Origin of the sequence: Pseudomonas sp. NMI760_13 (genome assembly GCF_021283245.1) — a bacterium.
In the GTDB taxonomy this organism is placed as follows: Bacteria; Pseudomonadota; Gammaproteobacteria; order Pseudomonadales; family Pseudomonadaceae; genus Aquipseudomonas; species Aquipseudomonas peradeniyensis.
In genome coordinates, this window is sequence record NZ_JAJSRC010000027.1 from 53,718 (window position 1) to 75,103 (window position 21,386).

Sequence of the window (21,386 nt, forward strand, 5' to 3'; positions counted from 1 at the left end):
GGTGCAGCAGGCGGTGGAGGTGATCGAGCAGATTTCCTCCGAGCTGAACGACGCTGCCCGCACCATCGACGCGGTAAGCAAGCAGTCCGAGGTGATCGGCCAGATCGTCCTGACCATTCGCGGCATCGCCGACCAGACCAACCTGCTGGCGCTCAACGCTGCCATCGAGGCGGCCCGCGCCGGCGAGCATGGCCGGGGCTTCGCCGTGGTCGCCGACGAGGTGCGTAACCTGGCGGCGCGTACCAGCAAGGCGACCCTGGAGATCGTCGAGGTGGTGCGACAGAATCATGACCTGTCACTGACCGCAGTGGCCAGCATGCAATCAAGCCTGACCCGTACGGGGCTCGGCGTGGAGCTGGCCAACGAGGCTGGCACGGTGATCATGGAGATACAGCAGGGTTCGCGGCACGTGGTGGACGCCATCAGCCAGATCAGTTCGACTCTTCAATTGCACTGAGGCTCTGGCGCAGTTCCAGTTCCAGGCTGCGCAGGCTGGCCTGGAGCCGGGCGAGCAGCCGGTCCACCGGTTCGCCTTGGGCGATGGCCTGCTCCAGGGCCTCGCAGTCCTGTTTCACGCCCCTGACCTTGAGCATCTTGGCGCCCCCCTTGACCCGGTGGACCACGGGCACCAGGGCCTCGGGTAACGGATTGGCGCCGAGCGCCTGCAGTGCTTGCAGGTCTTCGGCGCTACTTCGTGCCAGTTGCTCCAGCAGGCGCCTGATCAGCTGGTTGTCGTCCTGGGTGAGGTGACGCAGCTCGGCCAGGTCGAAGCCGCTGGAGCGCGGCGCTTCCCCAGCCGGGTCAGGCTGGGGCGCGGCAGCCAGTGGCAGGCAGGCCTTGAGCGCCTGCAGGCCGATCGGCTTGAACAGGCATTCATCCATGCCGTTGTCCAGGCAGCGTTGACGCTCTTCGGCCTGGGCGTTGGCGGTGACGCCGATGATGCGACAGGCCGATGAGCCAGTCTCGCGCTCCTGCGCCCGAATGGCGCGGGCCAGCTCATGGCCATCCATGACCGGCATGCTGCAGTCGGTGATCACCACGTCGAAATGATCCGCCTGCCAGAGTGCCAGCGCCGCCTTGCCCTGGTCGGCGAGGCTCACCTGGTGGCCCAGCAAGCGCAGCTGTTTGTCCAGCAGCAGCAGGTTGGCCGGGTAGTCGTCCACCACCAGGACCTTTAGCGGCCCGCTGAGGGCTACGACCACCGCGTTGTCGGGCATCGCGTCGGCGCTGGGCTCGGCGCCGGGCAGGGTGAGGCGGACATCGACCTGGGTCCCCAGGCCCTCGATACTGTGCAGGGTCAGTTCGCCCCCCATGAGTTCGCACAGCTCGCGGCTGATCACCAGCCCCAGGCCGGCACCCTGGCGCGCCTGTCGACCATCGACCTGGGAGAAGGTGGTGAACAGCCGCGCCTGGTCGCTGGCACCGATGCCTACGCCGCTGTCCTTGATCTGCAAGCTGGCCTGCTGCAGGCCGCCATCGAGCGAGGTCATCAGCAACGACACGTCGACCTGACCGTGGTCGGTGAACTTGATGGCATTGCTCAGCAGGTTCGACAGCACCTGCTTGAGGCGCAGCGGGTCGGCCAGCACCCAGGCCGGGGCGGCAGGCAGCACCGCACGCAGTGCCAGCCCCTTGAGGCGGGCGCTGCCCTCGAAGATCCGCAGGGTGGAGCGAATCAGCTCGACCAGGTCGATGGCCACCGGTTGCAGGGTCATGTGGCCGGACTCGATGCGTGAGATGTCCAGCACATCGCCGATCAGCTCGAGCAGGCCGATCGCCGAGTCGTGGGCCGCCTCCAGGGCCTGGCGATCGCTATGACCGTGCCGGCTGTCCTCCAGGGCCATTTCCAGCAGGCCGATGACGGCGTTCATGGGCGTACGGATCTCATGGCTCATGACCGCCAGGAAGGTGCTCTTCGCCCGGCTGGCCTGTTCGGCATCGTCCTTGGCCTGGCGCAATTGTTCGAGCAGGCCGCGGCTGAGCGCGAGCTGCTCCTGCAGCGCGCGCTGGGCCTCGCTGCGCTGGTGGATCAACTTGCGCAGGTAGGTGTTCCAGAACACCACGCCAGTCAGCAGCAGGGCGGCCAGTACCAGGACCTGCAGGGCCAGGGTGCGGTAGTTGCGCCAGGGACTGTCGCTGACCACGGTGTTGGTGCGCCAGCGATTGACCAGTTGCTCCAACTCGTCGGGTGGAATGCTCAGCAACGCTTTGTCGAGGATCGCCTGCAACTGGTGTTCCGTCGGGCTTACCGCGAAGGTCGCCAGCGCCGGTTCGTCGCCCAGCAACCCGGCAATCCTGAGCCGGCCGTTGAACACCTGGTTGATGAAGTAGGTGGCATTGATCTGCGAGCTGAGGGCGACATCGGCGTCACCGTTGGCCACGGCCTCCATCAGTTGCAGGGGGTTTTCCCGTTCGACGGTGCGCAGGCCTGGGTACTGGCGTTCGAGCCCTTCGAGCGAAGGCGAGCCGCGCAGCAACGCCACCCGTTGGCCTTGCAGAGGTTGCACGGCGTCCAGCGCTGGCGCGTCCTGGCGGGTGACCAGGACCCGTGGGCTGATCATGTAGGGGCGGCTGTAGCGCATGCGCTGGGCGCGAAGCACACCGTAACCGATGGCAGCGATCATGTCGGCCTTGCCCTGGGCAACCTGCTCGACCATGTCCTCGAACGATTCCGACTCGACGACCTGGAAGCGCAGGCCGGTGCGCAGGCCAATACGCTCCAGCAAGTCCAGGGCGATGCCCCGTGGTTGCTGTTGGGCATCGGTGAAGCTCAGCGGCGCGAGAGAGGTGTTGATCATCACCTTGATCTGCCTGTGTCGGGCGATCCAGTCGCGCTCCTCGGCCGTCAGGGCGTCCAGGCGACGGTCGAGCAGGACACTGGTGCTGCCTCCGGTCCAGCGTCGCAGGATGTTCAGTCGCTCACTGTCGGCGATGCGTCCCAGGGCGAGGTCGACCAGTTGCAGCAGGCGTTGGTTGTCGCGCGCCAGGGCAAAGGCGAAAGTGCTGGTTGGCGCCTTGACGAAGTGATCGACCTTGACCCGTTCCTGGAAACCCTTGGCAATCGCGTAGTCGGCGCTGATCGCATCGCCCAGGTAGACATCGGCCTGCCCCAGTGCCACCGCGGCGACACCGGCGAGGGTGGAGCGGTAGAGGTTCAACTGCGCGCGTGGGTAGAGCTGCTGCACCGTGTGGATGGGCAGGTAATGGTCGACCATGGCCAGGCGCAGGCCTTCCAGGTCGTCACCCTCGGGCAGGCTCTGGTTCTGTCGCGACACGATCACCGGCAGGTCGTCGGCATAGGGCGTGCTCAGTACCAGGTCGGCATCACTGGCTTCGAAGGCATTGGAGCTGCCCAGCAGGTCGATTTCGCCCGCACGCAGCGCGTCGAGGGCCTGGGCGCGGCTGGTATAACGGCGCACCTCGATCGGCACACCCAGTTGTTCGGCGATCAGACCGGCGTAGTCGGCGCTCAGGCCCTCGTAGTCGGCCTGGCTGATGTTGATGTCGAAGGGCGGGTAGTCCGGGTGCGAGCTGCCCAGTACCAGGCGCCTGCGTTCATTGAGCCACTGGCGGTCGGAAGCAGCCACCGCCAGCGGCGGCGCCACGCTCAGGGCGCGGGCCAGCAGGTGGCGGGGCTCGCTGTGCACTTGCGCCTGGGTGGGCAGCGACAGCAGCGCGACCAGCAGCAGGCAAAGCGATGTCCCCTGGTGCATGGCTCAGGCCACGTTGTTGCGTTTGGCCAGGTCGACCATTTCCACCAGCGACTCGACCTTGAGTTTCTCCATGATCCGGCCGCGGTAGGTGCTGATGGTCTTGGCGCTGAGGTTCATCTGCTCGCCGATCAGTTTGTTGCTCTGGCCGGCGCTGAGCCGGCGCAGCACTTCCACTTCCCGGTTGGACAGTAGCCTCAGGCGCTCGGTCTCGCTTTCCAGGGTGTTGCTGTTGACCGCCATCTGCGGGAAGGTCGAGTAACCCTTGACCAGGGCCTTGAGGGCGAAGACCAGGGCGTCGAGGTCTTCGTCCTTGTTGACGAAGGCCGAGATGCCGGCGTCCATGCAGCGGCGCACGTAAAGGTCGGCGGGTTGGCCGGTCAGGGCCATGATCCGCGGCGGCGGGTCGATCAGCTTGAGGCGCTTGATCACCTCCATGCCGTCGAGGTCCGGCAGGCCGATATCGAGGATGACCACATCCGCCTTGGTCTGCTCGGCCAAACGGGCGGCTTCCTTGCCTTTACCGGTTTCCCCCACGACGGTGAAGCGTTCACGTTCGAGCAGCATGCGTACGGCAAGTCGAACAATGTGATGGTCATCGACCAACAGCACGGATGTCATTCAGGTAACTCCTGTCAAAGTGCAGCGCGCTTCCAGCCTACGATTACAGGCGCTGGGCAGCGGACTTGCTGGGCAGCGCGCACCTTACGGATATTCAGGAGCCTTGGTAATAGGCGAGTATAGGTGTGTTGAAATACCTGCACCAACCTGTAGAAAAGTCCTACAAGGAAGGTTCAGGCGCAGGGTGCGTGCGGCTTGTGCACACGTTGTGTCGAGGCGGGATTGTTGTCCAGTACCTTGCCGGCACGGGTGGGGCGGATCACCAGCTGGCCGCCGCAGTTCGGGCAGCGGTTGTGGAAGTGCTGGTCGTTGCAGGCACGGCAGAAGGTGCATTCGAACGAGCAGATCAGTGCATCCGGGCTATTGGCGGGCAGGTCGGTGTCACAGCATTCGCAGTTGGGGCGCAGTTCGAGCATGGGCTTGGTTTCCGTCCAGTTGGAAAATCCAGTGTGCTACGCCGCGCCCCCGGTCGGCAATCGTTTCACGAGCCTGGGCGATAGAGGTGGGCATGACCGGCGCGGTACAGGGCCGAGTCGGCGAACGGCGCGTCGCCCAGCACATGGCCGACCAGGATCAGCGCGGTGCGTCGGAAGCCTTTGGCGGCCACGCGTTCGCCGATGTCCGCCAGGGTGCCCTTGACCCAGTCCTGGTCCGGCCAGGTGGCACGATGGACCACCGCGATCGGGCAGTCGACGCCATAGTGTGGCAGCAGCTCCTCGACGATGCGGGCCAGGTGGCGCACGCCCAAGTGGATGGCCAGGGTACTGCCGTGGCGGGCCAGGTCGGCCAATTGTTCACCGGCCGGCATCGGCGAACTGTCGCCAAAGCGGGTGAGAATCACGGTCTGTGCCACATCGGGCAAGGTCAGCTCGCAACCGAGCAGCGCGGCACTGGCGGCGGTGGCGGTGACGCCGGGGACGATCTGGTAGCCGATGCCCAGTTCGCGCAAGTGGCGGATCTGTTCGCCGATGGCACCGTACAGGCTGGGGTCGCCGCTGTGCACGCGGGCCACATCCTCGCCATTGGCGTGGGCCTGGCGCATCACCTCGACGATCTGTTCCAGGTGGAGTTCGGCACTGTTGATCACGGTGTGCGCCTGGTGACCTTCCAGTACGGCGGCGGGGACCAGGGAGCCCGCGTAGATGATCACCGGGCACTGGCGGATCAGGCGCTGGCCCTTGACCGTGATCAGCTCCGGATCGCCGGGGCCGGCACCGATGAAATAAACCGTCATGGGGGTTCCTTGCAGAAATATGGCGCGGATTATCCGCCGATCGCCAAAGCGAGGGTAGCGCCGCCGAGTACTTGCCTGGGCACATGCAGGCGGCCGTTTTCGCCAGCCAGGGCGAGGGCGGTGCTTTCGGCGACGCCCCAGCAGCCGGTCTGGGCGTACACCGTGGCCGAACGATGGCTGAGCAGCGGCTCGAAGACCGTCAGGTGCGTGGCGTCGAAGCAGATGTAAGGCAGCCCGAGGCGCTCGGCCAATGCCAGCAGGCCGGGTTCGCGAGCCTTGGGCTCGATGCTGGCAATGGCGCGCAGGGCCGAGAGGGGCAGGGCGTGGCGGGTGAGCGTCTGGCGCAGCAGCACCGCCAGTGTCTCGACCGGGCAACCACGGCGGCAACCAAAGCCGGCGAACATCGCCGGCTGCACGGGCAGATCGCGCATCAGGCCTGGCTGGAACGACGGTAAAGCCACGCGCTGAGCAGGCCCAAGGCCAGCCAGAACGCGGCGTTGGTCAGCCAGGAAGCGATCTTGAACTGGGTCTCGAGGGCTTCCGGCGCCAGGCTTTCATGCACTGCGGGTTGCGGCGCGCCGATCAGGTGCGGGATCACCAGTAGGGCCACACCAAGCACCTTGAACAACCAGTGCCGGGCGAACACCAGCAGCGCCAGGCCGGCGGCGGTGGCTGCGGCGGTGCCGATCCACCAGGTCTGGCGCTGGCCAAGGTCGGCGGCGGCGGTGCCGGGCAGTTCCGGTGGCAGGCCCAGGGTCGGTGCCAGGCAGAACACGGCGAAGCCGGCCAGGCCCCACAGTGCGCCGGTGGCCACGCGGTTCGGTTCGCGCAGGCTGTAGAGGGCGACCAGGATCAGGGCAAAACCGACGGCGACCACCAGGTTGCCGCCAGTAGTGGACAGCACGCGCTGCCAGCCGTCCTCCGGCGCCCAGGCCTCGGCACTGTGTTCATGCTCATGGGGCGCTGCGGCGTCGCCGTGCTCATGCTGTTCGGCGACCGGGGCAGTGGATTCGTAGGTTTCCGCCTGGAGAATCAGTGGGGCGACCCAGAAGCTTTGCAGCAGGGTCAGCAACAGGGCCGCGAGCAGGCCGCTGAAACCCGCGGTACGGGCGATGCGCGTAATCATGCGGATTTACTCAGTGGCAAGGGAAGGCGGCACTGTGGCGGGTGTCGTGGGCGGCATTGTGCACCGCCTCGATGTGCGAGAAACCGGCGAAGTACACCAGGCACAGCCCCAGCAGGCTGGCGCCGACCGCGACGATCAGTCGCTGGCTGAGGCTGACGGGGGTGGCGATACTGTGTTTGGCGCTGGTGATGGGCATGACGCGTTCCTCTGCTGCTTTTGTTGTGGCAACGGGCATGCGCGACGACCCCGGGCACGGCTGGCCCGAGTGATACGACGACGCCCGCCCACCGCGGGGTGTACTGTGAGCACGTCAGGCCGGTCTCCGGGCTCGCGAGGTGGAGCAAAGCTCCTTCCATGGCGTCACCTTCCCATGCCTTGAGGCTGGCACAGTGGTCCGGACGCTTCTCTCGCTTACCGTTGCGGGGGCAGCACCGGCCTTGTCGGCTCCTGGAATGGAGACGCGACGCACCGGTTTCCCGTTTCACCCCCGTGGGGGCACCTGAACGCAATGCGCTAGCAAATCACGGGGCCGGGCCCGCGTCAATCGCCGCGGCGGTTGACCGCCAGGCAGGCACTGCGTAGCCTTGCCGCTGCGAGGTTCTCGGGCGTTGGCCCGAGCTAAGACGGGAACGCGGTACAAGCCGCGGCTGCCCCCGCAACTGTAAGCACTGAAGGGTTCGGCACAGCCACTGCGCAGGCGCGCGGGAAGGCGCCGGCCCACCGGCCAGCGAGCCGCAGCGGTGCAAGCCAGGAGACCTGCCTCGTGACGTTTTCGACTTTCAACCGGGCGGGGTGATCCGGTGGCGAACGCGCCAGGCCGGCATGGCCGTGGCTGTCGTCCTGCATGCCCGCGCCATTGCTGCCAAGGGCATCGCGACATGAAAACACTGGCCAAGCTTCCCGTCACCATCGTCACCGGCTTCCTCGGCTCAGGCAAGACCACCTTGCTGCGCCATATGCTCGACAACGCCCAGGGCCGCCGCATCGCGGTGATCGTCAACGAGTTCGGCGAGCTGGGCATCGACGGCGAGATCCTCAAGCAGTGCAGCATCGGTTGCACAGAGGAAGAGGCCAATGGCCGCGTCTACGAACTGGCCAACGGTTGCCTGTGCTGCACCGTGCAGGAAGAATTCTTCCCGGTGATGCGCGAGTTGGTGGCCCGGCGCGGCGACCTCGACCACATCCTTATCGAAACCAGCGGCCTGGCCTTGCCCAAACCGCTGGTACAGGCCTTCCAGTGGCCGGAAATCCGCAACGCCTGCACCGTCGACGCGGTGATCACCGTGGTCGACAGCCCGGCCGTGGCCGCCGGCACCTTCGCTGCCTACCCGGACCAGGTCGACGCCCAGCGCAAGCTCGACCCGAACCTCGACCATGAGTCGCCGCTCCATGAATTGTTCGCCGACCAGCTGGCCAGCGCCGATCTGGTGGTGCTGAACAAAGCCGACCTGATCGACGCCGAGGGCCTGGCCAAGGTCCGTGCCGAGGTGGCCGAGGAACTGCCGCCGGCGGTCAAGGTGATCGAGGCCAGCAGCGGCCGCCTGCCGCTGGAAGTGTTGCTGGGCGTGGGCGCCGAATCCGAGGCGCATATCGACGGTCGCCGTACCCATCACGACTCGCATCACGACGGCGATGACCATGACGACCATGACCACGACGCCTTCGACTCGATCTCCATCGACCTGCCCGAGGCCGACGAGAGCCTGCTGCTCGATGCCCTGACCCAGCTGGTCACCGAGTTCGGCATCCTGCGCGCCAAGGGCTTCGCCGCCATCCCCGGCAAGCCGATGCGCCTGCTGATCCAGGGTGTGGGCACCCGCTTCGACAAGCATTTCGACCGTGCCTGGCGCAGCGACGAGCCCCGGATCACCCGCCTGGTGCTGATCGGCCAGGATCTCGACGCGGCGCAGCTGGAAGCGCGCCTGCGCCAGGCCCTGGGCGCCTGATCCATGCACCTGCTGCGGACCCAGCCCGGCGGCTTCGTGCCGGACGACAGCATCGCCGATCTCGGCCAGACCCCCGCCGACCTGGTGATCCTCTGCAGCGGCGATTCACACCTGGCGCTGCTCGCCGAAACCGCCGAGCAGTTGCCGGCGGATTTCCCCAGCGTGCGCCTGGCCAACCCGATGCAGGTGCAGAACCACGCCTCGGTCGACTTGTATATCGACCAGGTGCTGCGCCATGCCAAGGTGATCCTGATATCACTGCATGGCGGTGTCGGTTACTGGCGCTATGGTGTCGAGCAACTGGTCGAACTGGCGGGGCGAGGGGTACAGCTGATCCTGGTGCCCGGCGACGACCGCCCCGACCCTGAGCTCACCGACCTGGGCACGGTTCGCGGCGAACAGGCCGAACGCCTCTGGCACTTCCTGCGCCAGGGCGGCAAGGCCAACGCGGTGAACCTGTTCAACTGCCTGGCCAGCCAGTGGCTGGGGCGCGATTACCCGTGGGACGAGCCACAGCCCTTGCCGCGCACGGCGGTCTATCATCCAGCCAAGGGCACGGCTTGTCCCGAGGACTGGTACGCCGAGTGGAACCCGGAGCATCCGGTGGCGCCGTTGCTGTTCTACCGTTCGCACCTGCAGGCGGCCAACACCGCGTTCATCGATGTGTTCTGCCAGCGCCTGCAGGCCTGCGGTCTGAACCCATTGCCCATCGCCGTGGCCAGCCTGAAGGAGCGCGCCTGCCTGGACCAGGTCGAGGCCTGGCTCGATGAGGTGCAGCCCGAAGTGGTGATCAACACCACCGGTTTCGCCCTGTCCAGCCCCGAGCAACCCAACCTGCGCCCGCTGCGCCGCGATGTACCGGTGCTGCAGGCCATCTGCGCCCAGGACAACCAGCCTGGCTGGGAGCAGAGCGAACAGGGCCTGGGCGCTCGCGACCTGGCGATGCACATCGCCCTGCCGGAACTTGACGGGCGCATCATCACCCGGCCGGTGAGTTTCAAGGACCTGGCCTGGCGCAGCGAGCGCAGCCAGTCCGATGTGGTCTGCTACCGGGCCCATCCCGAGCGCATGGACTTCGTCGCCGAACTGGCACGGCGCTGGGTGACCCTGGCGCGTCTGGACAACCAGGAAAAGCGCGTGGCCCTGGTGCTGGCCAACTACCCGACCCGCGACGGGCGCATCGGCAATGGCGTCGGCCTGGACACGCCGGGCGCGGCGCTCAATATCCTCAGGGCCCTGCAAGCGCAGGATTACCCGGTGGCCGGGCTGCCCGACAGCGGCACCGAGCTGATTCACCAACTGCTCGGCGGGGTTACCAACGACCTTGACCACCTCGACCAGCGCCCCTGCGCCCAGAGCCTGGCCCTGGCCGACTACCAGCGCGCCTTTGCCGCCTTGCCCGAGGCCAACCAACGCGCCGTGCTGGAGCGCTGGGGGCCGCCCGAGCAGGATCCGATGTTCCGCAGTGGGCGCATGATGGTCGCCGGCCTGCGCTACGGCCTGACCTTCGTCGGCATACAGCCGGCGCGGGGCTATCAGGTGGACCACAGCGCGGTGTACCACGACCCGGACCTGGTGCCGCCCCATGGCTACCTGGCGTTCCACTTCTGGCTGCGCAACGGCTATGCCGCCGACGCGGTGATCCATGTGGGCAAGCACGGCAACCTGGAATGGCTGCCGGGCAAGGGGGTGGGCCTGTCCGCCGAGTGCTGGCCGGATGCCTTGCTCGGCCCGTTGCCCAACATCTACCCGTTCATCGTCAACGACCCGGGCGAGGGCGCCCAGGCCAAGCGCCGCACCCAGGCGGTGATCATCGACCACCTGATGCCGCCGCTGACCCGTGCCGAGACCTACGGCCCGCTGCGCCACCTGGAGCAATTGGCCGACGAATACTACGAGGCGCAGTTGCTCGATCCGCGCCGCGCCCGCGAGCTGCAGCGGGACATCCTTGAACTGGTCAAGACCCACCATATCGACCGCGAGCTGCAGCTCGAAGGGCAGATGGAGGACGCGGCGGTGTGGCTGCCGCGGCTGGACACCTACTTGTGCGACCTGAAGGAATCGCAGATCCGCGACGGCCTGCACGTGTTCGGCCAGTCGCCGCAGGGGCGTTTGCGCAGCGATACGCTGCTGGCGTTGCTGCGGGTGGCGCGGGGCGATGGCAAGGGCGGTAACGCCAGCCTGATCCGTGTGCTGGCCAAGGCGTTGGCGCTGGGTTTCGACCCGCTGGACTGTGATCTGGGGCAGGCATGGGATGGGCCACGCCCGGACCTGCTGGCACAACTCGACGCCAGCCTCTGGCGAACCTGCGGCGATACCCGCGAGCGCCTGGAGTTGTTGGCTTTGTCACTGATCGAGCAGGCCCTGCAGGGTGCTGTCGCGCTGCCGGACGAAGCAGGGTGGGACGCGGTGCGCGCGGTACTGCGCACACTGGTCGAGCAGGTCGCCCCCGACCTGGATGCCTGCGGCGCTGCCGAGATCGATGGCCTGCTGGCGGCCCTGGCCGGGCGCTTCGTCCCCGCCGGACCCAGCGGCGCGCCCAGCCGCGGGCGGCTGGACGTGCTGCCCACCGGGCGCAACTTCTATACCGTCGATGTGCGCAACCTGCCCACGGCCACGGCCTGGCGCCTGGGCTTCGCCTCGGCCAACCTGATCCTCGAACGCCATTTGCAGGACCATGGCGATCACCTGCGCCAGCTGGGCCTGTCGGTGTGGGGCACGGCGACCATGCGCACCGGCGGCGACGATATCGCCCAGGCCATGGCGTTGATGGGCGTGCGCCCGGTGTGGGCCACCGGCAGCCAGCGGGTCGATGACTTCGAGATCCTGCCGCTGAGCCTGCTCGACCGGCCACGGGTGGACGTGACGCTGCGGGTGTCGGGCTTTTTCCGTGACGCCTTCGGCAACCTGATCCGCCTGTTCGACGCTGCCGTGCAGGCGGTGGCGGCGCTGGATGAGCCAGGCGACCTGAACCCCCTGGCCGCACGGGTGCGCGCCGAGCGTGAAGCGCTGCTCGGCGCTGGCATCGAGCCCGAACAGGCGGCGCGACAGGCCGGTTGGCGGGTGTTCGGCGCCAAGCCTGGCGCCTACGGAGCCGGTGTGCAGAACGCCATCGACGGGCGCCTTTGGCACAGCCGCGACGACCTGGCCGAGGTCTACCTCAACCATGGTGGCTACGCCTATGGCGCCGCCGACGAAGGCACCCCGGCCCGCGCCGCGTTCGCCCAGCGCCTGGCGCAGGTACAGGCGGTGCTGCAGAACCAGGACAACCACGAGCACGACCTGCTCGACTCCAACGACTACTACCAGTTCCAGGGCGGCATGCTGGCGGCCGCCGAAACCCTGGCCGGCACCTTGCGGGCCAGCTACCACGGCGACCATAGCCAGGCCGACCGGCCGCGGGTGCGCACCCTCAAGGAAGAACTCAACCGGGTCATCCGCGCCCGGGCGCTCAACCCCAAGTGGATCGACGGCGCCAAGCGCCATGGCTATAAAGGTGCGTTCGAGCTGGCGGCCACGGTCGACAACCTGTTCGCCTTCGACGCCACCACCCACCTGATCGACGATCATCATTACCAAGGGCTGGCCGATGCCTATGTGCTCGACCCGGCCACCCGTGATTTCATGCGCGAGCACAACCCCGAAGCCCTGCGTGACCTCACCGAGCGCCTGCTGGAAGCCCAGCAGCGCGGGTTGTGGCAGGAGCCGGGCGACTATCGTGAAAGCCTCGAGCAGCAGTTGCTCGCCGGCGAGGAAGACAGCTGAACATGAGCGAACCCGTGCAATTCCCCCTGGCCGCCGTGGTTGGCGCCGACGACCTCAAGCTGGCCCTGTGCCTGACAGCCATCGACCCGAAGATCGGCGGCGTGCTGATCGAAGGCCCACGTGGCATGGCCAAGAGCACCCTGGCCCGGGGCTTGGCCGATCTGCTTGGCGACGGCCCGTTCGTGACCCTGCCGCTGGGGGCCACCGAGGAGCGCCTGGTCGGCACCCTCGACCTGGATGTCGCGCTCGGCCAGGGCCAAGTGCGGTTCTCACCGGGCGTGCTGGCCCATGCCGACGGAGGCGTGCTGTACGTCGATGAGGTCAATCTGTTGCCCGACCCCTTGGTAGACCTGCTGCTGGACGTGGCCGCCAGCGGCACCAACCGCATCGAGCGCGACGGCATTTCCCACCGGCACGTGGCCCGTTTCGTGCTGATCGGCACCATGAACCCGGAGGAGGGCGAACTGCGCCCGCAACTGCTCGACCGCTTTGGCCTCAACGTGGCCCTGGAAGGTTTGCCGGCGCCGGAGGCGCGTCAGCAGATCATTCGTCGCCGGCTGGCTTTCGACAGCGATCCAATGGCGTTCTGCGAACAATGGGCCGAGCAGCAGGCGGCGTTGCGCGAACGCTGCCGGTCGGCCCGTGAGCGCCTGGTATCTATCGCCCTGGACGACCAGGCCCTGGCGTGGATCACCGAGCGCTGCTTCGCCGCCGGCGTGGACGGTTTGCGTGCCGACCTGGTCTGGCTGCGCGCGGCGCGGGCCCACGCCGCCTGGCGGGGTAATTCGGTGATCGAGGAGGTGGATGTACAGGCGGTTGCCGAGTTTGCCTTGCGCCACCGGCGCCGTGCTGAGGAGCCGCCACCCCAGGCCACTTCGGCGGGCGGGCAGGCGAGTGCGCAGGAGGCACCGGGCGGTCAGGGCGACTGGGGGGCATTGCCTGCCCAGCCAGTGGCCACGGGAGCTCGGCGCGAGGTGCCGAACTGGGCAAAAAAGCCCTGAGCATCCGTTCGCCCCATGATCGGGTGGCGGATGCCAGGCCTCGCGTCGGTCATTTGACGGGGACTTCCCGGGGCCGCCCGCGCACCAGCGATAGCGGGCGCATCGCCTGGCTGGCAACCTTGCTCAAAGGGCGGCCACGCCAGCGCCGCGACTTGTGTTGGCAGCAGCGCCAGGCACAGGCGCCGGAACTGTGGCTGGTGATCGTCGATGCGTCGGCTTCGACCCGGCGCAATCAGGCGCTGGCCCAGGCCAAGGGTCTGCTGGCCGGGTTGTTCGATGAGGCCTACCGTCAGCGCGCACGCCTGGCCTTGCTGACAGCCAGTGGCAACCGTCCGCAATGGCAACGCCACGGCCTGAAAGCCTCGGCGGCCTTGCAGCCCTGGTTGCAGGCGCTGGGAGCGGGCGGCGGTACACCGTTGCCGGCGGCACTGGAAGAGGCGCGTCAGTGGTTGCTGGCCCGGAGCAAGCGCCTTCCCCATGAAACCCAGCGCTGCCTGGTGTTGACCGATGGTCGCCTGCAACAGGGCCCTGTGTTGCAGCCACTACCTTGCGTGACGTTGCTGGTGGATATGGAAACAGCGGCGGTGCGCGTGGGCCGGGCACGTCAACTTGCCGAACAACTGCAGGCCGACTATCGGCATATCGAGCAGTTCGCGGTGGTCAAATAAGGATGTAACTGCGACAGGATGTCGCAATAGAAAAAGTTATCCCCGAAAGTGGGGAAACTTGCACAAGTGCGTGGCAACCACGCACTGGCGGCACAGTGCTCTTTTACTTCGGCATTGACCAGGGTTGCAGGTCGTAACCTTTGCCGGATAGTTCGGCGCGCACTTCCTCGATCAGGCTGGCCCATTGCGCGGGGTCGGAATAGACGCGCGAGGACACTTGTTTGCTGCCGATACGGGTGCTGGTCCGGTCGATCACTGCCAGGCTCAGTTCACCAGTACCGTTGGGTGCATCCCAGGCTACGCACTGGAAGGGTTCGAAGGCGTGGTCGGCGATCAGCAGTGCTTCGTTGACACGGAGCGGGGCGTTCATGGTTCGGTCTCTCTCATGGTCCCAAACAGCGAAATAAGGTGCCGCGGTGTTATTCCACAAAAGTGTACAGCGCGGGGTTATTTGTACTGATGCTCCAGATCAGGGTTCAAGTCACATGGCCGTTGAAATTTTTTTATATCGATGATGTTTTCCTGCCTGCCCAGCGCACCTAAGACGGCAATTGAGTTGGAAAATTCCCGGAGGCGTATGCGTGGATCAAGGCGGGCTGACCAACGGTAGTGGGGGGCGTCAAGTTCATTGCTACTGTTAATTCGGGCGTCGCAACTGTCTGTTTATAGTTAAAAAACCTAAATCTGGCGCCAAGGAAAGGTCATGCTCGATACCGCATCCCTACGCCGCTTGCTGATTGTCGACCCCTGCGATGATTGCCACCGCCTTTTACCGGGCCTGCGCAGTGTCGGCTGGGATGTGCGAAGTAGCACGCTCGAGGCGGCAATGGAGCAGCCCTGCGACGTCGGCCTGGTACGCCTGCAGGCCTCGCACCTGCTGCACCCCGAAGCGCTCAAGGACCTGATCAAGCGCAGCAATACCGAATGGATCGCCGTGCTCAGCGCCGAAGAGCTGCGCCTGCAGAATGTCGGCGATTTCGTCTGCGAGTGGTTTTTCGACTTCCACACCCTGCCGTTCGATGTCTCGCGAGTGCAGGTTACCCTGGGCCGCGCCTTCGGCATGGCGCGGCTGCGCGGCAAGGGCGCGGTACGGGTGGATGAGCCCGAGCATGAACTGCTGGGTGAGAGCCGGCCGATCCGCGAGTTGCGCAAGTTGCTGGGCAAGCTGGCGCCAACCGAATCGCCGGTGCTGATCCGTGGCGAAAGCGGCACGGGTAAAGAGTTGGTGGCGCGTACCCTGCATCGGCAATCGCAACGGCGCGACAAGCCGTTCATCGCCATCAACTGCGGCGCCATCCCCGAGCACCTGATCCAGTCCGAGCTGTTCGGTCATGAAAAAGGCGCGTTCACCGGTGCGCACCAGCGCAAGGTGGGGCGTATCGAGGCGGCCAATGGCGGCACCCTGTTTCTCGACGAGATCGGTGACCTGCCGCTGGAGCTGCAGGCCAACCTGCTGCGCTTTCTCCAGGAGAAGCACATCGAGCGGGTAGGGGGGAATCAGCCTATCGCGGTGGACGTCAGGGTTCTGGCGGCTACCCATGTGGACCTGGAGAAGGCCATCGCGCTGGCGCGCTTTCGCGAGGACCTGTACTACCGGCTCAATGTCCTGCAGGTGATGACCGCGCCGCTACGTGACCGGCATGGCGACCTGTCGATGCTGGCCAGTCATTTTTCCCAGTTCTACAGCGCCGAGACCGGCCGGCGCCCGCGTTCGTTCAGCGACGGCGCCCTTGCGGCCATGGGGCGCCACGATTGGCCGGGCAATGTCCGGGAACTGGCCAACCGGGTACGGCGCGGCCTGGTGCTGGCCGAGGGGCGGCAGATTGAAGCGCAGGACCTGGGCCTGCAGGAGTTGCAGGAGCAGGACCAGCCATTGGGCACGCTGGAGGACTACAAGCACCGGGCCGAGCGTCAGGCGCTGTGCGATGTGCTGAACCGGCACAGCGACAACCTGAGCATCGCGGCCAAGGTGCTGGGGGTCTCGCGGCCGACGTTTTATCGGTTGTTGCACAAGCATCAGATTCGTTGACGCCAGGGGCTGCTTTGCAGCCCTCTTCGCGGCACAAGGCCGCTCCTACAGGGGGCGCGGTCCTCTGTAGGAGCGGCCTTGTGCCGCGAAAGGGTCGCAAAGCGACCCCGGCAATAAATGCAAAATCCTTGAAGGGATGACCGTTACAACCATCCCTCAACTCGACTGGGCAAGATGCCCATCCGCCAGTTCCTCCACCGTCTCCGGCTCATCCGGCAGTGCAGTGATCACGCTGAAGTCGCTGACCTCCACCTCGCCACCGCCATACCCCAGCAAATGGAAGGAAAACGCCTTGCGCACGGTGGGGTTGTCGAAGTCGAACTCCATTTCCAGCGGTTCGTCGGCCGTCACCCGCATCTCTTCGGGCAGCCCGAGCTGCACGTCCTGCTCCAGTTCCTTGGCCTTGAGGCGAATAAACGCCGCATGCCGGGGATCCAGCGCCCGTACCTTCAAGCGCACGCGGGTGCGGGAGCCCTCAGGCATCTCCAGGTACTGCGCGCCGATCAGGTTGTCCGCCCAGTCATCCTTGATGCGCTCGGCCAGGGCGATGGGCGAGGGCCCACCGAACTGGTAGCGCAGGTTGAGTGGGGTCTGCAGCAGCGACTGGTCGAGGCTGGCGGCCAGCAGGTTGAGTTGTGGGCCTAGGCTGTCGTCGCCACGGCCGAGGAATTTGGCCTGGTCGGCAATGAATCCACTGCTGGCATAGCGTCGGCAGCGTAGTTGGAAGTCGCACTCGCTGAAGGTGCCCTGGCCGTCGTGGTAGCGCAGCATGCCATTGGTGAAGGAGATCATCTCGCGGCCGCTGTCGTAGTCGCGGTATAGCGAGCGCCCGCCCAGGGCTGCCGGGATCGGCAGGGCGAAGTAGTCAAGCAGGGAGGTGCTCAGGTCGATATGGCCGTAGGTGCCCTGTTTGAGCCTGGGCAGTTGGGCCTGTTCCGGCGCCAACGTAAGGTTGAAGCCCCAGGCCGAGGCCAGGCGCACGCCATCGATGCCGTGGGATTCGTCCGAGGTGACGATCACCAGGGTATCTTCCAGCACGCCCTGTTTCTCGAGGCTGTCGAGGAAGCCGCCCAAGGCATCGTCGAGGTAGGCCACCGCGGCCTGCTTTGGCGTATCGAAGCGTTGCAGGTAGGCGTCAGGCGCCGAATAGGGCTGGTGGGTGCCAACCGTGAGCAGGGTGAGCATCCACGGCTGGGGTTGCTTGCGCAGCTCACCGACGTAGTCGAGCGCGCCTTCGAAGAAGGCGCGGTCGTCCTTGCCCCAGGGGAACTCCAGGTAGTTGTCGTTGGCGAACCACTCCAGGCCATGCACCGAGTCGAAACCGATGTGCGGCATGATCCGGTCCTTGGCCATGAAGCGCAGGCCGGCGCCCTGCAGATAATGGGTGGCGAAACCGGCCTCGCGCAGCTGGGCCGGCAGGCAGGCCTGGTTGCGTTGCTGCTGGGTCAGCAGCTCGACGCCCTTGGGCGTGCCGTTGGCCAGCTTGTCGTAGTCGCCGCAGAGCATCGCGTAGAGACCGCGAATGGTCTGGTGGGTGTGCAGCACATAGTCGGGGGTGTTCATGCCGCGCTCGGCCCACTGGCTGAGCCGCGGCATCAGGTCCTGCTCGAAGCGACTGCCCAGTGCCTCGCGGTTGGGGCGCAGGTAGGCGCCGGGGATGCCCTCGACGGTGATGATCAGCAGGTTGCGCGCCTTGCCTGGCGCATCCAGCAGTTTGACGCCATTGAGGTCGGACTGGGTCAGGCCGGCGCTGGACAGCGCCGTAATCGTTGGCGCCTGGCCCATGCCACTCAGGGCCTGGTGCTGGAGTTTGCCCACCGCCGCCGACAGCGCCTGGTGGGTGAGACCGTACTGGCGCCATTGGTCGGCATCGGAGGGGGCCAACTGCTGGCCGCCCCAGTGCAGGCCGAACAGCACCACGGGCACGGCCCAGAGGCGTCGTGGCAATGGCGCGCCGACAGGTGAGCGCCATACGCTCGCCAGCCAGCCGCCAAGGCCGGCGGCCAACAGGGCGGGCAGCCAGGGATGGGCCAGGGCGCCGGCGGTGGAGTTCTCCATGAACTGCGGGTCGACCAGATAGGCCAGGTCGTCGACCGTGGGCAGCCGGCCGACGGCACTGACCAGCTCGGCGGAGGCCACCCACAGGCCGCCCCAGGCCAGCAGCAGCGGCAGGGCCAGCCACCAGGCGCGACGCTGCCCGAGCAGCAACAGCAGGCTGCCGATGGCCAGGTCGGACAGGTAGCCGAAGGGGTTGGACCAGCCCAGCAGGGCACGCGCGGTCAGCGGAATCACCAGCACCAGGATTGCCAGCGTGGCAAGGCGGGCGCGAGGGTGACCGAGCAGGTTGTTCACGAAACTTTCCTTAATGCCATTAAATCGTCACAAAACTGTGCGCGATGATAACAGGCCGATGCCGGGAAAGTCGGTCGCTACAAAACCGGTAACCAAATCCCGGGCCCTGGATCGGGCCCGGCGGAAGGGTCAGAAGTAATAGGGGAATTTCAGGCTGAACGAGAAGTCCGGCGAGTCCTCGGTAAGGCCGATGGACAGGTTGGGCACGATGGTCAGGTTGTCGGTGGCGGCGAAGGTCAGGCCGATGTTGAAGTTGGCGGCGTTGTAGTCGCTGTTGGTGATCGACTGCCAGTCGCCGCCGTCCGGCTTGATCTTGCTCTTGCTGGCGAACTGGTCGGTGACCGAGAACGACATGCTCATGCGTTCGTTGAGGGCAAAGGCGATACCGCCGCCGATCTGCCAGGAGTCGCCCAGTTTCACGTCCCCCTTGACCTTGCTGTTGACCTGGGGGCTGATATCGCTGAACGAATCCTGCATGTTGTAGGTATACGACAGGCTGGCGAACAGCACCGCCGGGTCGAAGGTCTTGACCAGCGAAATGCCCGGCGTGATCGCCCAGACGCCGTTGCCGGTCGGCAGGCTCTCCGGCACCGACAGGTTGTTGTTGGTCGGGTCCTCGACCAGCTTGATGCCATAGGGGTCCTTGCCGGTGGGCGCCTTGACCCGCAGGGTGAACACCGCGTCGGGCCAGTTCTCCGATTCGTCGAGGAATTTGTAGGCCACGCCAACGTTGACGTCGCCGATGGCCGGGTCGCGGGTGACCGACGCATCGGAGGTGACCGGGCCGGCACCGCCGGCGCCGCCGGAGGAATAGGTCGATTCGCGATAAACGATGGGTACGTTTATATCGAACTGCCAGCGTTGATCCATGTTGTAGCGGGCGGTCAGGTCCAGGGTCCAGTTGTCGGCCTTGATCCGGTCCAGGTTGATGTTGCCGAGGAAGATCGAGTCCAGGGCGAGGAAACCGTTGAGCGTCAGGGCGCGGGTATCGTAGTGGGTGTAGGTGATGCCGGTCTCGACGCTGAACTTGCCGCCACCGAAGAAGCCACTGGCCTCATCATACAGGTTGGAAACGCTTTGCGCGGGTTCCGAATCGTCCTTGAGCGATTGGCCGTAGGAGCTGCCAGTGCTGCCCGGTGCGCCGGATGCCACGGTCTGTGCGCCTTTGGCCGGTGACGAGGGGGATTTGGTCAGGCGCTTGGGCGGCGGGGCTGCCGGGGTTTCCTCGACCTGGCGCACACGCTGCTCAAGCACCATCAGGGCATTCTGCTGGGCTTCGTAGCGTTGCTTCAGTTCGCGTAATTCCTGCTTCAGTGCCTCGACCTGAGGGTCCGGAGCCGCGTTAAGCATTGTCGCAGGGGCCAATGTACTCAAACAGATTACAGCTCTGAACGTCAACGATCGTTGCATGGGTTAGCCGTCCCTTCTGACTACATACGATGAGACTGAGCGTAGATCAGTATCCGAGGGCGCGAAGACCTTTGAGCTGGTCAAGATTGCCGTTCAGCGCGGCGGCAGGGACATTGTCGCGCAACACGACGTTGAGCGAAGTGAGGTTGCTGACCTGGTTGCCGCTGCCGAGCAGCGTGGCGTTCTGCATCAGCCCGCCCTGGGCGATCTGCTGCAGGGTGCTGCCCTGGTTGTTGCTGGCCACGACGTTCATTTGCACGCCGGTACCGCTCGCGGAGACGCTCAGGGAGCCTGCGGCATTGCTGCCGACCAATGTCGAGCCCGCAGCCAGCACCTGGCCTTGCTGTGGCGCCTCGGGGGCCTGGTTGGCCTTGGTGACGTTGATGTCGACGTTGTTGTTGGCCATGTTGTTGTCACCGGCCGCGCGCACCACCTGGGTGACGCCGACGGTGGTGTCCAGGCCACCGCCACCGGTGACGGTGCCGGTGCCCTTGGAACTGGACGAACCACTGCCTTTCTCGTCGATCATGGACACGTAGAACTGCGGCTTGATGGTCGACTGCTGCACCTGCATCGAGGTCTTCGCGCCGATAACATCGCCATTGGCGTTCTGCCAGGTGCTGCTCATGACCACGCCGAAGCTGACTATCCGCCCCGGCAGCACATAGCGACCGCGCAGGTTGGCCAACTCCTGATCCTTCAGTTCAATGGGTTTGAACGTCTCTGCCTGGATGGGCAGGGCGGTGGCCAGGCAGATCAGGGTAAGCCAGGCTGGAGTCTTCATGGGATGCTCCCGACGCGTCGCGCTCGATTATCATTAGAAGAAGTCGCTGCGGATGAAGCCGAAGTCCATCAGTTCGGCATCCTTGACCGGGGTGAAGGAATTGATGCGGTCCTTGGCGCTCAGCGGCAGGGGCGGGTCGAGCAAGGCGTTGGTCTTGTCGTAGCCCTGGCCGATCACGGCGAAGATGATGCCGTTCCAGCCCTTGAGGAAATCTTCGACCTTGTAGCGTTTGTGGCCGAGCACCGGGTCGCCGATGTAGACCCAGCCTTTGTCGACCCGTTGCAGGACCACGAAGTGCTTGTAGCCACGGATGTCCATCAGCACCACCACGGGAATGCGCACGCTGGTCAGGGTGTCGGCGGCGACCCGGTAGCCGCGGGCACGCATGCCGAGGCTTTCCACATAGCGCTTCATGTCGAGCATCGAGAAGCCCTGGACCTTGACCAGGTCCTGGTCGGCGTGGGCCAGCATGCCCTCGATGATCGTGTGTTCGTCCACGTCCAACCAGTAGGCCTGGCGCAGGATGGTTGCCAGCGCTGCGGCGCCGCAACTGAAGTCGGTCTTCTGTTGTACCAGGTCGGCGAATTTGCGCTCGCGGATGCTCTGGATGGGCTTGTAGATCACCGCGCCCCCCGGCAAAACCGAAAGCGGCATCTGCGCCGCTTCGCTGTAACTGGCCATGCACAGCAAAAACGCCAAGGCGATCATACGCATGGTCTTGTCCCCCGATCCTGTTGAGG

At 65.8% G+C, this 21,386-nt stretch carries 17 protein-coding genes, 1 pseudogene and 2 riboswitches; of the genes and pseudogenes, 6 read left to right on the forward strand and 12 right to left on the reverse strand.

The window, feature by feature from the left end; genetic code table 11:
* Positions 1–34 precede the first annotated feature (34 nt).
* A pseudogene (locus LU671_RS29785) lies at positions 35–457 on the forward strand (methyl-accepting chemotaxis protein); the annotation flags it as partial.
* On the opposite strand, the gene LU671_RS22835 reads toward LU671_RS29785, so the two are convergent.
* The 7 genes from LU671_RS22835 to LU671_RS22865 form a co-directional block, all read right to left on the reverse strand.
* Positions 432–3,713 carry a transporter substrate-binding domain-containing protein gene (locus LU671_RS22835; protein ID WP_232856968.1) on the reverse strand — a complete coding sequence of 1,094 codons (3,282 nt, stop codon included), beginning with the start codon at positions 3,711–3,713 and terminating at the stop codon, positions 432–434. The pseudogene LU671_RS29785 and the gene LU671_RS22835 sit on opposite strands and share 26 nt — an antisense overlap.
* A 3-nt stretch (positions 3,714–3,716) precedes the next feature.
* Complete coding sequence (locus LU671_RS22840) at positions 3,717–4,331, reverse strand: response regulator transcription factor (protein ID WP_203646370.1); 615 nt, start codon at positions 4,329–4,331, stop codon at positions 3,717–3,719.
* Positions 4,332–4,504: 173 nt separating this feature from the next.
* Positions 4,505–4,747 (reverse strand): DUF1272 domain-containing protein, encoded by a 243-nt coding sequence (locus LU671_RS22845; RefSeq protein WP_232856970.1) that lies wholly within the window; start codon positions 4,745–4,747, stop codon positions 4,505–4,507.
* 65 nt (positions 4,748–4,812) lie between these two features.
* Positions 4,813–5,565 carry a precorrin-4 C(11)-methyltransferase gene (gene cobM, locus LU671_RS22850; protein WP_203646373.1) on the reverse strand — a complete coding sequence of 251 codons (753 nt, stop codon included), beginning with the start codon at positions 5,563–5,565 and terminating at the stop codon, positions 4,813–4,815.
* A gap of 29 nt (positions 5,566–5,594) precedes the next feature.
* A complete protein-coding gene (locus LU671_RS22855; protein ID WP_232856971.1) occupies positions 5,595–5,996 on the reverse strand; it encodes a cobalamin biosynthesis protein in 402 nt (133 codons plus the stop codon).
* Positions 5,996–6,691, reverse strand: coding sequence for a CbtA family protein (locus tag LU671_RS22860; RefSeq protein WP_203646375.1), 696 nt, complete (start codon positions 6,689–6,691; stop codon positions 5,996–5,998). The genes LU671_RS22855 and LU671_RS22860 overlap by 1 nt, the downstream gene beginning before the upstream one ends.
* Before the next feature lie 10 nt (positions 6,692–6,701).
* Entirely contained in the window at positions 6,702–6,887 is a 186-nt protein-coding gene (locus LU671_RS22865) for a CbtB domain-containing protein (protein WP_028690797.1), read from the reverse strand.
* Between the two features lie 100 nt (positions 6,888–6,987).
* A riboswitch (cobalamin riboswitch) is annotated at positions 6,988–7,210 on the reverse strand.
* A gap of 59 nt (positions 7,211–7,269) precedes the next feature.
* Positions 7,270–7,469: riboswitch (cobalamin riboswitch) on the forward strand.
* 100 nt (positions 7,470–7,569) lie between these two features.
* Here LU671_RS22865 and cobW point away from each other — a divergent pair.
* From cobW to LU671_RS22885, 4 genes are read left to right on the forward strand one after another with little or no spacing between them, the layout of a single operon-like run.
* Positions 7,570–8,637 (forward strand): cobalamin biosynthesis protein CobW, encoded by a 1,068-nt coding sequence (cobW, locus tag LU671_RS22870; protein ID WP_203646376.1) that lies wholly within the window; start codon positions 7,570–7,572, stop codon positions 8,635–8,637.
* A 3-nt stretch (positions 8,638–8,640) separates the two neighbouring features.
* On the forward strand, positions 8,641–12,402 hold the full coding sequence (cobN, locus tag LU671_RS22875) for a cobaltochelatase subunit CobN (protein WP_232856972.1): 3,762 nt from the start codon (positions 8,641–8,643) through the stop codon (positions 12,400–12,402).
* A gap of 2 nt (positions 12,403–12,404) precedes the next feature.
* Entirely contained in the window at positions 12,405–13,403 is a 999-nt protein-coding gene (locus LU671_RS22880; protein WP_232856973.1) for an ATP-binding protein, read from the forward strand.
* A 53-nt stretch (positions 13,404–13,456) separates the two neighbouring features.
* Positions 13,457–14,071 (forward strand): vWA domain-containing protein, encoded by a 615-nt coding sequence (locus LU671_RS22885; protein ID WP_232856974.1) that lies wholly within the window; start codon positions 13,457–13,459, stop codon positions 14,069–14,071.
* Between the two features lie 103 nt (positions 14,072–14,174).
* Here the strand turns inward: LU671_RS22885 and LU671_RS22890 are convergent, their stop codons facing one another.
* Positions 14,175–14,441 (reverse strand): hypothetical protein, encoded by a 267-nt coding sequence (locus LU671_RS22890; RefSeq protein WP_028690802.1) that lies wholly within the window; start codon positions 14,439–14,441, stop codon positions 14,175–14,177.
* Between the two features lie 333 nt (positions 14,442–14,774).
* On the opposite strand from LU671_RS22890, the gene LU671_RS22895 reads away from it, so the two are divergent.
* Complete coding sequence (locus LU671_RS22895) at positions 14,775–16,100, forward strand: sigma-54 dependent transcriptional regulator (RefSeq protein WP_203646383.1); 1,326 nt, start codon at positions 14,775–14,777, stop codon at positions 16,098–16,100.
* 156 nt (positions 16,101–16,256) lie between these two features.
* On the opposite strand, the gene LU671_RS22900 is transcribed toward LU671_RS22895, so the two are convergent.
* The 4 genes from LU671_RS22900 to LU671_RS22915 all read right to left on the reverse strand — a co-directional run bounded on the left by LU671_RS22900 (position 16,257) and on the right by LU671_RS22915 (position 21,360).
* Positions 16,257–18,452 carry an LTA synthase family protein gene (locus LU671_RS22900; protein WP_232856975.1) on the reverse strand — a complete coding sequence of 732 codons (2,196 nt, stop codon included), beginning with the start codon at positions 18,450–18,452 and terminating at the stop codon, positions 16,257–16,259.
* A gap of 129 nt (positions 18,453–18,581) precedes the next feature.
* On the reverse strand, positions 18,582–19,862 hold the full coding sequence (locus LU671_RS22905) for a hypothetical protein (RefSeq protein ID WP_203646387.1): 1,281 nt from the start codon (positions 19,860–19,862) through the stop codon (positions 18,582–18,584).
* Positions 19,863–19,908: 46 nt separating this feature from the next.
* Positions 19,909–20,646 (reverse strand): hypothetical protein, encoded by a 738-nt coding sequence (locus LU671_RS22910; RefSeq protein WP_203646389.1) that lies wholly within the window; start codon positions 20,644–20,646, stop codon positions 19,909–19,911.
* A 33-nt stretch (positions 20,647–20,679) separates the two neighbouring features.
* On the reverse strand, positions 20,680–21,360 hold the full coding sequence (locus LU671_RS22915; protein ID WP_203646390.1) for a C39 family peptidase: 681 nt from the start codon (positions 21,358–21,360) through the stop codon (positions 20,680–20,682).
* Positions 21,361–21,386 lie beyond the last annotated feature (26 nt).